This is a genomic window from Actinomadura sp. NBRC 104425, from assembly GCF_030269545.1.
Lineage (GTDB): Bacteria > Actinomycetota > Actinomycetes > Streptosporangiales > Streptosporangiaceae > Spirillospora > Spirillospora keratinilytica.
Window position 1 is genome coordinate 49,665 of the sequence record NZ_BSTN01000009.1, and the last position, 12,657, is coordinate 62,321.

Annotated in this window: 14 protein-coding genes; 9 read left to right on the forward strand and 5 right to left on the reverse strand. The window is 70.7% G+C overall.

The annotated features are described in order from the left end of the window. The first annotated feature begins 524 nt into the window (after nt 1-524). Nucleotides 525-1,322, forward strand: a complete 798-nt coding sequence (locus tag QSK22_RS16015) for an SAM-dependent methyltransferase (RefSeq protein ID WP_285494970.1) — start codon at nt 525-527, stop codon at nt 1,320-1,322. A gap of 66 nt (nt 1,323-1,388) precedes the next feature. Beyond that, entirely contained in the window at nt 1,389-2,027 is a 639-nt protein-coding gene (locus QSK22_RS16020) for a nitroreductase family protein (RefSeq protein WP_285494971.1), read from the forward strand. A gap of 55 nt (nt 2,028-2,082) precedes the next feature. Here QSK22_RS16020 and QSK22_RS16025 read toward each other — a convergent pair whose 3' ends face one another. Genes QSK22_RS16025 through QSK22_RS16035 form a run of 3 tightly spaced genes read right to left on the reverse strand, consistent with a single transcriptional unit; the run spans nt 2,083 to nt 6,200 of the window. Next, on the reverse strand, nt 2,083-3,780 hold the full coding sequence (locus tag QSK22_RS16025) for a glycerol-3-phosphate dehydrogenase/oxidase (RefSeq protein ID WP_502872317.1): 1,698 nt from the start codon (nt 3,778-3,780) through the stop codon (nt 2,083-2,085). A gap of 34 nt (nt 3,781-3,814) precedes the next feature. Continuing rightward, nucleotides 3,815-5,329, reverse strand: coding sequence for a glycerol kinase GlpK (gene glpK / locus QSK22_RS16030; protein ID WP_285494972.1), 1,515 nt, complete (start codon nt 5,327-5,329; stop codon nt 3,815-3,817). Between the two features lie 43 nt (nt 5,330-5,372). Then, nucleotides 5,373-6,200, reverse strand: coding sequence for an MIP/aquaporin family protein (locus tag QSK22_RS16035; protein ID WP_285494973.1), 828 nt, complete (start codon nt 6,198-6,200; stop codon nt 5,373-5,375). Nucleotides 6,201-6,536: 336 nt separating this feature from the next. Here QSK22_RS16035 and QSK22_RS16040 point away from each other — a divergent pair, with 336 nt between their 5' ends. The 5 genes from QSK22_RS16040 (at nt 6,537) to QSK22_RS16060 (ending at nt 10,406) form a co-directional block, all read left to right on the forward strand. Then, nucleotides 6,537-7,304 carry an IclR family transcriptional regulator gene (locus QSK22_RS16040; protein ID WP_285494974.1) on the forward strand — a complete coding sequence of 256 codons (768 nt, stop codon included), beginning with the start codon at nt 6,537-6,539 and terminating at the stop codon, nt 7,302-7,304. 49 nt (nt 7,305-7,353) lie between these two features. Then, nucleotides 7,354-8,850, forward strand: coding sequence for a glycerol kinase GlpK (gene glpK, locus QSK22_RS16045; protein ID WP_502872322.1), 1,497 nt, complete (start codon nt 7,354-7,356; stop codon nt 8,848-8,850). A gap of 181 nt (nt 8,851-9,031) precedes the next feature. Continuing rightward, nucleotides 9,032-9,175: a hypothetical protein gene (locus QSK22_RS16050; RefSeq protein ID WP_285494976.1), complete on the forward strand. Its 144-nt coding sequence runs from the start codon at nt 9,032-9,034 to the stop codon at nt 9,173-9,175. A 192-nt stretch (nt 9,176-9,367) separates the two neighbouring features. Continuing rightward, entirely contained in the window at nt 9,368-9,793 is a 426-nt protein-coding gene (locus tag QSK22_RS16055; RefSeq protein WP_285494977.1) for an SgcJ/EcaC family oxidoreductase, read from the forward strand. A 142-nt stretch (nt 9,794-9,935) separates the two neighbouring features. Next, nucleotides 9,936-10,406 carry a hypothetical protein gene (locus QSK22_RS16060; RefSeq protein WP_285494978.1) on the forward strand — a complete coding sequence of 157 codons (471 nt, stop codon included), beginning with the start codon at nt 9,936-9,938 and terminating at the stop codon, nt 10,404-10,406. Between the two features lie 345 nt (nt 10,407-10,751). On the opposite strand, the gene QSK22_RS16065 is transcribed toward QSK22_RS16060, so the two are convergent. Both QSK22_RS16065 and QSK22_RS16070 read right to left on the reverse strand, forming a co-directional pair. Further along, nucleotides 10,752-11,162, reverse strand: a complete 411-nt coding sequence (locus QSK22_RS16065) for an ATP-binding protein (RefSeq protein WP_285494979.1) — start codon at nt 11,160-11,162, stop codon at nt 10,752-10,754. Continuing rightward, on the reverse strand, nt 11,159-11,494 hold the full coding sequence (locus QSK22_RS16070; RefSeq protein ID WP_285494980.1) for a hypothetical protein: 336 nt from the start codon (nt 11,492-11,494) through the stop codon (nt 11,159-11,161). Before QSK22_RS16070 ends, QSK22_RS16065 begins: the two co-directional genes overlap by 4 nt. Before the next feature lie 97 nt (nt 11,495-11,591). Between QSK22_RS16070 and QSK22_RS16075 the strand changes: the two genes are divergently transcribed. Beyond that, complete coding sequence (locus QSK22_RS16075) at nt 11,592-12,434, forward strand: helix-turn-helix domain-containing protein (RefSeq protein WP_285494981.1); 843 nt, start codon at nt 11,592-11,594, stop codon at nt 12,432-12,434. After that, on the forward strand, nt 12,431-12,637 hold the full coding sequence (locus QSK22_RS16080) for a DUF397 domain-containing protein (RefSeq protein ID WP_285494982.1): 207 nt from the start codon (nt 12,431-12,433) through the stop codon (nt 12,635-12,637). Before QSK22_RS16075 ends, QSK22_RS16080 begins: the two co-directional genes overlap by 4 nt. Nucleotides 12,638-12,657 lie beyond the last annotated feature (20 nt).

A 12,657-nucleotide genomic window follows, 5' to 3' on the forward strand; every position in this document is an offset into this window, starting at 1 on the left:
ACGGGGCGGGCATGACACCTTCGACGACCTGTTCACGCTCCGCCTCCCTCTAAGGACGACCAGAACGGATAACACATCGTGAGCGAATTCCGCGTCGACGGAGACGGCCGGTACGCCTGATCACGGTCGGTCGGCCGACTCGAATGCGCCGTTCCTGTTCATCCGGACGGCACCACCATCGACTACCTGGTCTATTGGGGAGTCGCCGCGCGGCAGGCACACCGTCGAGTACCGGGCGATCGACGCGGCCGGCGATTACGGGAGACCGAAAAGCTCCACCGTGACGCTGCGCTGACTGCATCTCCGCGCCGCGCGTCTCCCCCTGCGGATCGGGTCTGGCGGGGCAGATCCCACGGCGGCGGAGGCGACGCGCGGTGCGGCAGCCTTTGCCGGCGCACGGCTCAGCTCCTGACGAATTCACATCTGTTCCATGCAACGTTGTCCGCACCCTTATCACGAAACAGTAATAAGATCCTTCCGTCTGCGCTGAGCCGCGACTGCGCGGCCGTAGAGAAGGGCACGCGATGGACGATCCACTACCGACCGACCTGGACATCCATATCGCCCATCCGGCGCGCATGTACGACTACTACCTCGGCGGGAAGGACAACTACGCCGCCGACCGGGAGGCCGCCGAGAAGTCCCTGGCGATCGCCCCGGAACTGCGCCTGCTCGCCCGGGAGAACCGCGCCTTCCTCCAGCGGGCCGTCCGGTACCTGGTGAACGCCGGCATCCGCCAGTTCCTCGACCTCGGCGCCGGGCTGCCCACCCAGCACAACGTCCACCAGGTGGCGCAGGAGATCGCGCCCGAGACGCGTGTGGTGTACGTCGACAACGACCCGATCGTGCTCGTGCACGCCCGCGCGCTCCTGGCGTCGCGGAGCGAGGGCGAGACGCGGGTGGTGCAGGCCGACGTGCGGGACCCCGAGGCGATCATGGCGCATCCCGACGTGCGCGCGGTCATCGACTTCGACGAGCCGCTGGCGACGATGCTGGTGTCGGTGCTGCAGTTCGTGCCCGACACAGACCCCGAGGAGATCGTGGGTCCGCTCCGCGCCGCCATGGTCCCCGGCAGCCACCTGGTCATCTCGCATCCCACCCAGGACCTGCGGCCGGACAAGGTCCTCGGGGTGGCCCAGACCTACACCCAGGCCAAGGCCCCGGCCGTGCCGCGCACCAAGGCCGAGATCGAGGCCATGTTCGGCGACTTCGAGATCCTGGAGCCCGGCATCGTCCAGACGTCGCTGTGGCGGCCCGACGGTCCGGTGACGGCCGACCTCGACCTGGTGTGGATGTACGGCGCGGTGGGCCGCAAGCCCTGAGCCCGCGCCGCCCCCGACCGCAGCCCCCTGCCAGCCTCGCCCTGCCACGTGCCACCGGAGGATGACATGGACGTCATCGAGGCCATGAAGACCACGGGCACCTGCCGGTACTTCCGGCCCGACCCCGTGCCGGACGAAGTGCTGCTGACCGCGTTCGAGGCGGCCCGGTTCGCGCCGCAGGGCGGCAACCGCCAGCCGGTGCGCTGGGTCGTCGTCCGCGACAAGGACCGCAAGCGGCAGCTCCAAGAGTGGTACCTGGGCCCGTGGAAGGCGTACCTGGACGGCATCGGGGCCGGGGACATCGCGGTGGGGGCGCTGCCCAAGACCGTCGCCGACGCCGACCACTTCGCCGAACACCTGCACGAGGTCCCGGCCATCGTCGTCCTGTGCGCCGAGCTGGACGGGCTGCACCCCACCGACGCCGACCTGGGGCGGCTCAGCGTCGTGGGCGGCGGCTCGATCTACCCGACCGCGCAGAACTTCTGCCTCGCCCTGCGCGCCCAGGGCGTGGCCAGCGCCCTCACCACGCTGCTGTGCCACAGCGAGCCCCAGGTGAAGGAGCTGCTGGGCATCCCGGACGGGGTCATCACCGCCGCGCACATCGCCGTCGGCTACCCCGAGCGCGGCTTCCCCGCCAAGCTGTCGCGCCGTCCGGTCGAGGAGATCGTGTTCGACGAGCGCTACGGCACTCCCTTCAACGCCTGAGTCGTCGGCCCGGTACCCGGGCCGACGACTCGTGGCGTCCCCGATCCGGCGCCGGTCAGGCGGCCGAGGCCGGTGACGGACGGGAGGGGGCGGACCGCGGCGGGGCCTCCGCGCCGCCCCTTTCCGCACCGCCCCTTTCCGCGCGGACCCTCTGCAGGTGGCGGTCGACCTCGGCGGCGATGTCGTCCTCGCTCCACCCGAGGAACGGCGCGATCAGCTCGGCGACGGGGCGTGCCGCCGCCTCCCCGCCGTCCCACTCCTCGATCGAGATGCGGGTGCGGCGGGAGAGCACGTCCTCCAGGTGCAGCGCGCCCTCGTGCGACACCGCGTAGACCGCCTCGGCCTTGAGGTAGTCGGCCGCGCCGGGAATCGGCTCGCCGAGCGCGGGGTCCGCCGCGACCAGGTCGAGGACCTCCCGCACGCACGTCCCGTACCGCCGCAGCAGGTGCTCGACGCGCGCCACGTGCAGCCCGGAGGCGGCGGCGAGGCGGCGGCGGTCGTTCCACAGCACCTCGAACCCCTCGGCGCCCATGATCGGCAGGCGTGCGGTGACCGACGCGGGCACTTTCTCCTCCAGGCCCCGCACGGCGGCGTCCACCGCGTCCTCGGCCATCACCCGGTAGGTGGTGAACTTGCCGCCCGCGACCACCACCAGGCCGGGCACCGGCTCGGCCACGGTGTGCTCGCGCGACAGCCGGGTCGTGTCGTCGGTGTCGCCCGACAGCAGCGGCCGCAGCCCCGCGTAGACGCCCTCGATGTCGTCGTGCGTCAGCGGGACGCGCAGCCAGGAGTTGGCCTGCTCCAGCAGGTAGTCGACGTCGGCGCGGTCGGCGACGGGCTCGTCCGGGCCCTTCTCCCAGGGCGTGTCGGTGGTGCCGATGATCCAGTGCCGTCCCCAGGGGATGACGAACAGGACGCTCTTCTCGGTGCGGGTGATGAGGCCCGTGTCCATGGGGATGCGGTCGCGGGGCACGACGATGTGCACGCCCTTGGACGCCTGCACGGTGAACGCGGCGCGCGCGCCGGTCATCTTCTGCGTGCCGTCCGTCCACACCCCGGTGGTGTTGACGACCCTGCGGGCGCGTACGGCGATCTCCCGGCCGCTCTCCAGGTCGCGGACGGCGGCCCCGGTGACGCGTGCGCCCTCGCGCAGGAAGCCCGTCACCTCGGTGCGGGTCGCCACGCGCGCGCCGTACAGAGCGGCGGTGCGGGCCACCATCATCGTGTAGCGGGCGTCGTCGACCTGGGCGTCGTAGTACTGGATCGCCCCGACCAGCGCGTCGTGCCGCAGCGCGGGGGCCTCGCGCAGTGCCGCGCGCCGCGACAGCTGCCTGTGCCAGGGCAGGATGCGGGCGCCGCCCATCGTGTCGTACAGGGTCACGCCCGCGCCGACGTAGGCGCGTTCCCAGATGCGGTTGCGCAGCGGGTACAGGAACCGCACGGGGCGCACCAGGTGCGGGGCGAGGCGGCTGAGCAGCAGGCCGCGTTCGCGCAGCGCCTCGCGCACCAGCCCGAAGTCGCGCTGCTCCAGGTAGCGCAGGCCGCCGTGGATGAGCTTGCTGGACCGGCTGGAGGTGCCCGACGCCCAGTCGCGGGCCTCCACCAGCGCGACCGACAGGCCCCGGGAGACGGCGTCCAGCGCGGTGCCGGCGCCGACGATGCCGCCGCCGATCACCAGGACGTCGAACTCCGTCCCGCCGAGGTCGTCCAGGGCCTTCTCGCGGTACCCCGGTCCGAGGGCTATGGATGTCACGTGTCGCTCCCGATCAGACGTGTCAGTTCTCGACTCAGATGTCGACCCAGTCGAGCGTGCGGGCCACGGCCTTCTTCCAGCCGGCGTAGCCCTTCTCGCGGCGCTCGTCGTCCCATTCCGGCAGCCAGCGGGCGTCCTCCTGCCAGTTGCTCTCCAGCTCCGCGGTCGACTTCCAGAACCCGGTGGCCAGGCCGGCGGCGTAGGCGGCGCCGAGCGCGGTGGTCTCGGCGACGACGGGCCGCGACACCGGGACGCCGAGGATGTCGGCCTGCAGCTGCATGCACAGCTCGTTGGCGGTGACGCCGCCGTCCACGCGCAGCACCTCCAGGGCGACGCCGGAGTCCTGGCGCATGGCCTCGACCACGTCGCGCGACTGGTAGCAGATGGACTCCAGGGTGGCGCGGGCCAGGTGGGCGTTGGTGTTGTAGCGGGACAGGCCGACGATGGCGCCGCGGGCGTCGCTGCGCCAGTAGGGGGCGAACAGCCCGGAGAAGGCGGGCACGAAGTACACGCCGCCGTTGTCGTCGACCTGGCGGGCCAGCGCCTCGCTCTGCGCGGCGCCGGAGATGATGCCGAGCTGGTCGCGCAGCCACTGCACGGCCGACCCGGTGACGGCGATCGACCCCTCCAGCGCGTAGACGGGCTTGGCGTCGCCGAACTTGTAGCAGACGGTGGTCAGCAGGCCGTGCTCGGAGCGCACGAGCTCCTCGCCGGTGTTGAGCAGCAGGAAGTTGCCCGTGCCGTAGGTGTTCTTGGCCTGGCCGGGTTCGAAGCAGACCTGCCCGACGGTGGCGGCCTGCTGGTCGCCGAGCGCGGCGGTCAGCAGGACCTCGCCGCCGAGGGGGCCGCCGGCGCGGGTGGTGCCGTAGCCGCGCGGGTCGGACGACGGGCGGATCTCCGGCAGCATCGCCCGGGGGATGCCGAAGAACGACAGCAGCTCGTCGTCCCAGTCGAGGGTCTCCAGGTCCATCAGCATGGTGCGGCCGGCGTTGGTGACGTCGGTGACGTGCACGCCGCCGTCGCGTCCGCCGGTGAGGTTCCACAGCAGCCACGAGTCGGTGGTGCCGAACAGCGCGTCGCCGGCCTCGGCGGCCTCGCGCACCCCTTCGACGTTCTCCAGGATCCACTGGATCTTGCCGCCGGAGAAGTAGGTGGCGGGAGGCAGGCCCGCCTTGCGGCGGATCACGTCGCCGCGTCCGTCGCGGTCCAGGGCGGCGGCGATGGCGTCGGTGCGGGTGTCCTGCCAGACGATCGCGTTGTGGTACGGCCGTCCGGTGCGGCGGTCCCACACCACCGTGGTCTCGCGCTGGTTGGTGATGCCGAGCCCGGCCAGGTCGCCGTACTGCAGGTTCGCCTTGGTCAGGGCGGTCTCGATGACGGCGCGGGTGCGCTCCCAGATCTCGACGGGGTTGTGCTCGACCCAGCCCGCGCGCGGCAGGATCTGCTCGTGCTCCAGCTGGTGGCGGGCGATCTCGTTGCCGCCGTGGTCGAAGATCATGAACCGGGTGCTGGTGGTGCCCTGGTCGATCGCTCCGACGAAGTCAGCCATGTGTCTGTCTCCAGGTGGTGGGGCGGGATTGTCGGGGGGCCGGTCAGGCGGGCTGGTGCTCGGCCTTCTCCGGGACGGCGGCCGCGGCGCTCTCCTCGTCGCCCGGCAGGAACCGGTGGATCAGCGCCTTGTAGAGCCCCGCGCCGAGCACCCCGCCGACCAGCGGACCCACGATCGGTACCCAGAAGTACAGGTCGCCGTGCTGGTCGCGCCAGGCGGTCTCATAACCGGTGAGGAACGATGCCAGGCGCGGGCCGAAGTCGCGGGCGGGGTTGATGGCGTACCCGGCGTCGGTGCCCCAGGCCATGCCGATCGCCACCACCAGCAGGCCGATCACCACGGGGGTCAGGTTGGCCAGCGGCGGCCGGTTGCGGACGTCGGTGAGGGCGAGGATCACGAACAGCAGGATGGCGGTGCCGATGACCTGGTCGCGCAGTCCGCCCCACATCGTCACGGGCAGTTCGCCGTTGCCCGGCAGCGTGGAGAACACGCCCTGCGACTTGATGGTGTGGCCGGGGTCGACCTTGGCGAGCACCTCGCTGTAGTTCCAGCGGACCACCAGCGCCGCGACGAACGCGCCGGCGGTCTGCGCCAGCACGTACGGCGCGACCTTGCGCCACGGGTGGTCGCGGAAGACCGCCAGGGCGACGGTCACGGCGGGGTTGAGGTGGGCGCCGCTGATGCGCGCCGCCACGTAGACGCCCAGGGTGACGCCGATGCCCCAGGCCCAGGCGATGCTGTCGTGGTCGCCGATTCCGGCCGCGGCGACCTGCGCGACCACTCCGACTCCGAACAGGATGAGGATCATGGTTCCGGCGAACTCGGCGGCGACCTCCCCGGCGAGTCCCGGCTCCCTGCTGCGTACCGCCATGCTGACCTCCTCGGACGGGGCGGGCACAGGCGTGCGGCCGCGGGTGGTGAGGGCGACCGCACGCCGGGGCGAGGGGCGCCGCGTCGGCGGCCGGGTCGCGGCCAAGGGGGAGGGCGTGGCGCTCCTCGGTGCCGTGGACGCTAGAACGGCGCTCGGCGACCGGCAACGGACGGGTGCCGACAATGTCGAACACTTCCCCCGTCTCCCCCGGCCGGTTACCCTCCCAGCTGTGCGGCGGATCACATCATTAGGGCAGCTCGCAGCGGAAATGACGGTGATGCCGACCCATGTCGACAATGTCGGCACCCGGGGTGAAGATGAACTACGCTCGCGTCCATGCCGGGACCAGTGCAGTCGATCGAGCGGGCGGCGGCCATTCTGCGGCTGCTGGCCGGCAGCTCGGGACGGCTGGGCGTCGGAGAGATCGCCCAGTCGCTGGGCCTGGCGCGCGGCACCGCCCACGGCATCCTGCGCACGCTGGAGCGCGTGGGGTTCGTCGAGCAGGACAAGGCCAGCGGAAAATACCAGCTCGGCGCCGCCCTGCTCCACCTGGGCACCAGCTATCTGGACGTCAACGAGCTGCGCTCGCGCGCCATCAACTGGGCCGACGCGCTGGCCGCCCGCAGCGGCGAGGCGGTGCGCATCGGCACGCTGCTGGACGGCCGGGTCCTCGTCGTGCACCACGTGTTCCGCCCCGACGACACGCTCCAGGCGCTGGACGTCGGCTCGCTGCTGCCGCTGCACGCCACCGCGCTCGGCAAGGCGCTGCTCGCCCACGACGCCAACGCCGCCGCCTGCGTGCGCGGCGTCGCGCTGGAGGCGTTCACCCGCCGCACCGTCACCGACGCCCGGCAGCTGGCCCGCGCCCTCGCCCAGGTCCGCGAACGCGGCTGGGCGGCGGAGATCGAGGAGCTGTCGATCGGCGAGGCCGCCATCGCCGCGCCGATCCGCGGCCACGGGGGCCTGGTCGTGGGGGCGATCGGGGTGTCCGGGGCGGTCGAGCGCATCTGCGACGCCCAGCGCGTCCCGGCCGCCAAGCTCGTCGGATTCGTGCGGGACGCGGCCCGCGCCGTCTCCCGCGACCTGGGGGGATCGCGCTGGTGACGGCGCCGGCGACGACAGGGGGTGAGGGGCCGTGGTCGAACGCTACGTGATGTCCATCGACCAGGGCACCACGTCGACCCGCTGCATCCTGTTCGATCACAGCGGCCGCCTCGTCGCCGTCGCGCAGCGCGAGCACCGCCAGCACTTCCCCCGGCCCGGCTGGGTCGAGCACGACCCCGTGGAGATCTGGCGCAACCTCGAACGCATCGCGCCCGAGGCCCTCGCCCAGGCCGGCGCCACCCCCGCCCAGGTGGCCGCCGTCGGCATCGCCAACCAGCGCGAGACCACCGTGTTGTGGGACCGGCTGACCGGCGCGCCCGTCGGCCGCGCCCTCGTCTGGCAGGACACCCGCACCGACGCCCTCGTCGAGGAGCTGTCGCGCGCCCCGGGCGCCGGGATCGTCACCGAGCGCAGCGGCCTGCCGCTGGCCACCTACTTCTCCGCCCCGCGCATCCGCTGGACCCTCGACCACGTCCCCGGCCTGCGCGAACGCGCCGAACGCGGCGAGGTGCTGTTCGGCACCATGGAGAGCTGGCTGATCTGGAACCTCAGCGGCGGGGTCGACGGCGGCGTGCACGTCACCGACGTCACCAACGCCAGCCGCACCCTGCTCATGGACCTCAAAACGCTGAGCTGGGACGAGGACCTGCTGGCGTTCTTCGGCATCCCCCGGGCCATGCTGCCGGAGATCCGCTCGTCCACCGAGACCTACGCCACCGCCCGCCGGATCTTCCCCGGCGTGCGCATCGGCGCCGCGCTCGGCGACCAGCAGGCCGCGCTGTTCGGGCAGACGTGCTTCTCCCCCGGCGAGACCAAGTGCACCTACGGCACCGGCGCGTTCCTGCTGATGAACACCGGCACCACCCCCGTCCGGTCGGCCAACGGGCTGCTCACCACCGTCGGCTACAAGATCGGCGACGAGCCCGCGGTGTACGCGCTGGAGGGCTCGATCGCGGTGACCGGCGCGCTGGTGCAGTGGTTCCGCGACCGGCTCGGGCTGATCTCCACCGCCCCGGAGATCGAGACGCTGGCCCGCACCGTCGAGGACAACGGCGGCTGCTACATCGTCCCGGCGTTCTCCGGGCTGTTCGCCCCGCACTGGCGCAGCGAGGCCCGCGGCATCATCGTCGGCCTGACCTCCTACATCACCAAGGGCCACCTGGCCCGCGCGGTGCTGGAGGCCACCGGCTGGCAGACCCGCGAGGTGGTGGACGCGATGAACCGCGACTCGGGGCTCAGCCTGCGCGAGCTGAAGGCCGACGGCGGCATGACCGCCGACAACCTGCTCATGCAGTTCGTCGCCGACGTGCTGAACGTGCCGGTCGAACGGCCCATGGTCGTCGAAACGGTCTCCCTGGGCGCCGCCTACGCCGCCGGGCTCGCCGTCGGCTACTGGCCGGACCTGCAGGGCCTGCGCCGCAACTGGCACCGCGCCGCCCGCTGGGTGCCGTCGATGGACCCGCGGCGGCGGGAGAGCGAGTACGACAACTGGCGGCGGGCGGTTGAACGGACGTTCGACTGGGCAAAGCCCAATAAACGTGACTGACCAGGCATAACGGTCGTTGCGCCGGGTAGGGCGGCGCCTAACGGTCTAGACCATTTTGCGGTAGGGGCCGGGTTATCGGAGAAGATCTGTCCACTTGCTGGTGTTGTACCGCAAGGACGATCGGTCCAACGTACAAGATCATCGGCCGCGTCAGCGGCCCCATGGGAGGAAAACCGCGAACATGAGCAGCCGTCTTGCCAACCCTCGCCGCACCAGGCTCGACGCCTGGCCGAAGCAGCGCACGGTCGACGTACGGACCGACCAGGACGCCAAGCCTGCCGAGTCCACGTCACCGGCGCCCGCGGCAGAGCGCGCCGATCGTTGATCGGCCGACATCCAGGTTGCTCGATGGGCCCGTCAGACCACGGGCTTCCCACCCCCAACCTCTGTGCCCGCCGGGGGCGCCCGCGCTCGTGAAGGCGCCCCCGGCCGGCCCGCTCCCAGTTGACCTCAACCTTTCTCGAGGTTGTTGAGTAGGCCATGGCAGTGATCACCGAACCGGAAGAAGGGCACGGCCATGGCACACGACATCCTCGTGGTGGGGAACATCCCGGCGGAGACCCAGGCCGCCGTCAACGACGTCGTCAAGGCGCTGGAGAAGGCGTTCAACGACAAGGATCCGATCGCCCTGAGCGAGCAGTTCGCCGAGCAGACGTCCTGGACGAACGCCGCCGGCAAGCGCCTGGACGGCCGCGAGGCGATCGCCGAGTTCAGCGCCCCGGCGATGCAGACCTTCCTGCGCGACGCCTACGCCCGCTACGACGTCGTCAAACTGCTGGAACTCGCCCCTGACGTGATCGCGGTGAACGTGACGCAAACCCCCACCGACAGCGCGGGCACCCCTGTCAAGGGAACCCACGGCACCGCCTTCCACATCATCGCCAAGCAGCACGACGGCTGGAAGATCGTCGCTGGCCAGAACACCCCGTACACCACCGAGTGACACGCGCGGACGGCCATGGCCGATGCACGGAGACACCGCGTCGGCCGACATCCACACCGGTCGTCCGTCCGAACACGGGACCCGGGGGCACCTCCGCGCTCCGGAGGCGCCCCCGGCGGGTTCAGCGCGCGATCATTGAGGGGTGGATGTCACAATTCAGCTGGTTCGCGTCTCCTGGACGAAGGCGTCCCGCGGCGGCCCGGGCGCCGCACGCCGCAACGCCTGCCCCGAGGCGTTTCCGCTCCCCTCGGTCGACCCGCCGTTCGTGCACACGGTCCACATGCGCGAGGAACACGACTTCGCCCCGCATGAGACCGTCACCGAGGGCCCGCCGCACCGCGATCTCGTGCACGTCCGCGAGCATGACGGCCTGCTGCACGTCGAACTCAGGCCGTGCCCCTTCGGCAACCCCTGGCGCCAAGGACCTCGCAAGAACATCCGCCTGGCCCCCGGCGAGACCCTCCGCTGGAAGATCAACTACCGCTTCAGCGGCAACTACGGCTGGTCGTACAGGCAGGACACCCTCAACATCGCCTACGGTCACGCATTCCCACCCAATATCTTCCTGACTCCCCCGACCCACGCCACCGACGAACGCGCCCACCTCTTCTGAGGTGCTCACCGAGTGACGCGGTCCAACAGCAGGCGCAGTACCCACCGCCACCGGCGCGGCCGCTCGTCCCACCGCATGTACTGCCCTCAACACGGGCCGAGCCATGACAGCGCGTCCTCCACCTCGCAGGCCGCGGCCGTGTACGCCTCCGCGCGAGCCGAGTGGCCCCCGCCCCCGTCCCAGCACCGCCTCCTCGGCCGACCTCTGCTCAGGAGCGGCCGCGAGCACCCGCCACCCGCCCGTACAGAGTCAGGACGATCGCGGCCCAGAGCCGGTAGGCCGTCTTCCGCGCACGGGTCATCGGAAGCCTCCGAGGAGACCCCCGCCTTCAGGCGGGGGAGGAAGTCAACCCGCCACCTCGAACCAAACGGTGACCTGCCGCTGCCCGTCGCCGGTGACCTTGACACCCCATGCATGGGCCAGCTCGCTCACCAGCAGCAGCCCCCGCCCGGACTCCCCCCACTCGTCACCGGCCGGGATCTCCGGGAGAGTGTCCGCGCCGCCGTCGTCCTGTATCTCCACCCGGACACGCTCGGGCGCGCTGAGCACCGTCACCCACACCCCACCGCCGGGCTTCCCGCTCGCGGTGTGCCGCACGGCATTGGTGGCGATCTCCGCTGTCAACAGATCCACGTCACCGAGATCGACCGAGCTGCCAGAGGACACCGCCTCCCGCACGAACCGGCGCACCGCCCGGACATCCACCCCCGGAACGCCGGTCACTCGCTCCGTCGCCACCCGGCCCCACACGATCACCACTCCACCGCCGCGATCTGCCGAGCCGCCCGCTTGGTCCCGTCCGCCGGCGCCTGACACCGCCCGTCCCACAGATACGACCACCCGCCCCGCGGCTCCTGGCCCCCGAGCACCGCCAGCGACCGCCGCCCCGACCGAACCCGCATGTACAGCACGGGCTGTCCGATCGCAGGAAGTACCAGGGACGATCCCCGTCCGACCTCCCGCAGATCGAGCATGAGCTGCAAGAGCAGTCTGAACCGCTCCCACCCGGCTTCCGCCTGAGCCACCCTCGTCTCCGGCCCCATCGAGATCACCACCGATGCCCTCTCGCCCTGCACGACTTCGCCCATCCGGCCACGCTGCGCGTTGAAGTCATGGCATTCTGTGACCGGACGCACCAAGACAGTAGACACAACTCTGCGACTTCACAAGGCAGGAACTGCGAAAATGAGCACCTCCATCGTGCTGCGACGCAGGCTGGCGACAGAGCTTCGGGCATTGCGTCACAAAGCGGGGCTCTCACAGGAGGCAGTCGCCGAACACCTGAGCGCCGCCGTATCCAAGATCGTGCGCATCGAGAACGCGCAGAGCACGGTCTCAGTAGGTGATCTACGCGCCCTTCTGGCGCTTTACGAGGTCCCCGCCCAGGACCAGGAGCAGTTGATCGACCTCGCCCGTAACGCGCGCAAGCGCGGCGGATGGTGGTCGAGCTACCGCGATCTCCTGCCCGGCAAGTACGTCGCACTCGAGGCAGAAGCCTCCAAGATCTTCAATTACGAGACGAGCTTCATTCCCGGCCTGCTGCAGACTCCCGACTACGCACGGGCTTTGATCAGCACAGATCGCCGTCTTCACAGCGAGGACGTTCCTCGCTTCGTCGAAATTCGGATGACTCGCCAGACCCGGCTCTGGGCCGAGACTCCGTCGCTGACGCTCCACGCGCTTATCGACGAGGCCGCACTCCGCCGCTGCATCGGAGGCCCTGCCGTCATGCGGGCCCAGCTTGAGGCGCTCTGCGATGCCATGCGGCGCCCGAACATCGAGATCGGCGTCATCCCACTGAGCGCAGAGGCCTACCCGTCGTTCGGCATACCGTTCGCGATCCTGAGATTCACTGATCCCCGTGACCCGGACGTGGTCCTGGTGGAGGGATGCGGCGAGCGCTACTTCGAAGAAGCCGAAGACGTGGCGCTGTTCCGAGCAGACTGGGCGGACATCAAACGTGTAGCGACATTCGGCGAAGAGTCACATAAGCTGATAGAGCACCTCATTAAGGAGATCGCACCATGACGGAAGCAGCCCTAACACGCGCTCGCTGGCGGAAGAGCTCCCGATCCAACTCCGCGCCGGCCACGTGTGTCGAGCTCGCCGCGCTGCCGAGTGCCGTAGCCGTCCGAGACTCCAAGGACCCCGAGGGTCCCAAGCTGCTCCTCTCTCCTGTCGCGTGGGCAAACCTGGCCAGTGCCATCAAGACAGGTCAATTCGACGCCTGACTTAACCCCTCGGAAGCGCG

Excerpts from the sequence above, each read along its gene's own strand:
- QSK22_RS16015 (WP_285494970.1), top strand. The coding sequence starts at position 525 with ATGGACGATCCACTACCGACCGACCTGGACATCCATATCGCCCATCCG.
- QSK22_RS16020 (WP_285494971.1), top strand. The coding sequence starts at position 1,389 with ATGGACGTCATCGAGGCCATGAAGACCACGGGCACCTGCCGGTACTTC.
- glpK (WP_285494972.1), bottom strand. The coding sequence starts at position 5,329 with ATGGCTGACTTCGTCGGAGCGATCGACCAGGGCACCACCAGCACCCGG.
- QSK22_RS16035 (WP_285494973.1), bottom strand. The coding sequence starts at position 6,200 with ATGGCGGTACGCAGCAGGGAGCCGGGACTCGCCGGGGAGGTCGCCGCC.
- QSK22_RS16040 (WP_285494974.1), top strand. The coding sequence starts at position 6,537 with ATGCCGGGACCAGTGCAGTCGATCGAGCGGGCGGCGGCCATTCTGCGG.
- glpK (WP_502872322.1), top strand. The coding sequence starts at position 7,354 with ATGTCCATCGACCAGGGCACCACGTCGACCCGCTGCATCCTGTTCGAT.
- QSK22_RS16050 (WP_285494976.1), top strand. The coding sequence starts at position 9,032 with ATGAGCAGCCGTCTTGCCAACCCTCGCCGCACCAGGCTCGACGCCTGG.
- QSK22_RS16055 (WP_285494977.1), top strand. The coding sequence starts at position 9,368 with ATGGCACACGACATCCTCGTGGTGGGGAACATCCCGGCGGAGACCCAG.
- QSK22_RS16070 (WP_285494980.1), bottom strand. The coding sequence starts at position 11,494 with ATGGGCGAAGTCGTGCAGGGCGAGAGGGCATCGGTGGTGATCTCGATG.
- QSK22_RS16075 (WP_285494981.1), top strand. The coding sequence starts at position 11,592 with ATGAGCACCTCCATCGTGCTGCGACGCAGGCTGGCGACAGAGCTTCGG.
- QSK22_RS16080 (WP_285494982.1), top strand. The coding sequence starts at position 12,431 with ATGACGGAAGCAGCCCTAACACGCGCTCGCTGGCGGAAGAGCTCCCGA.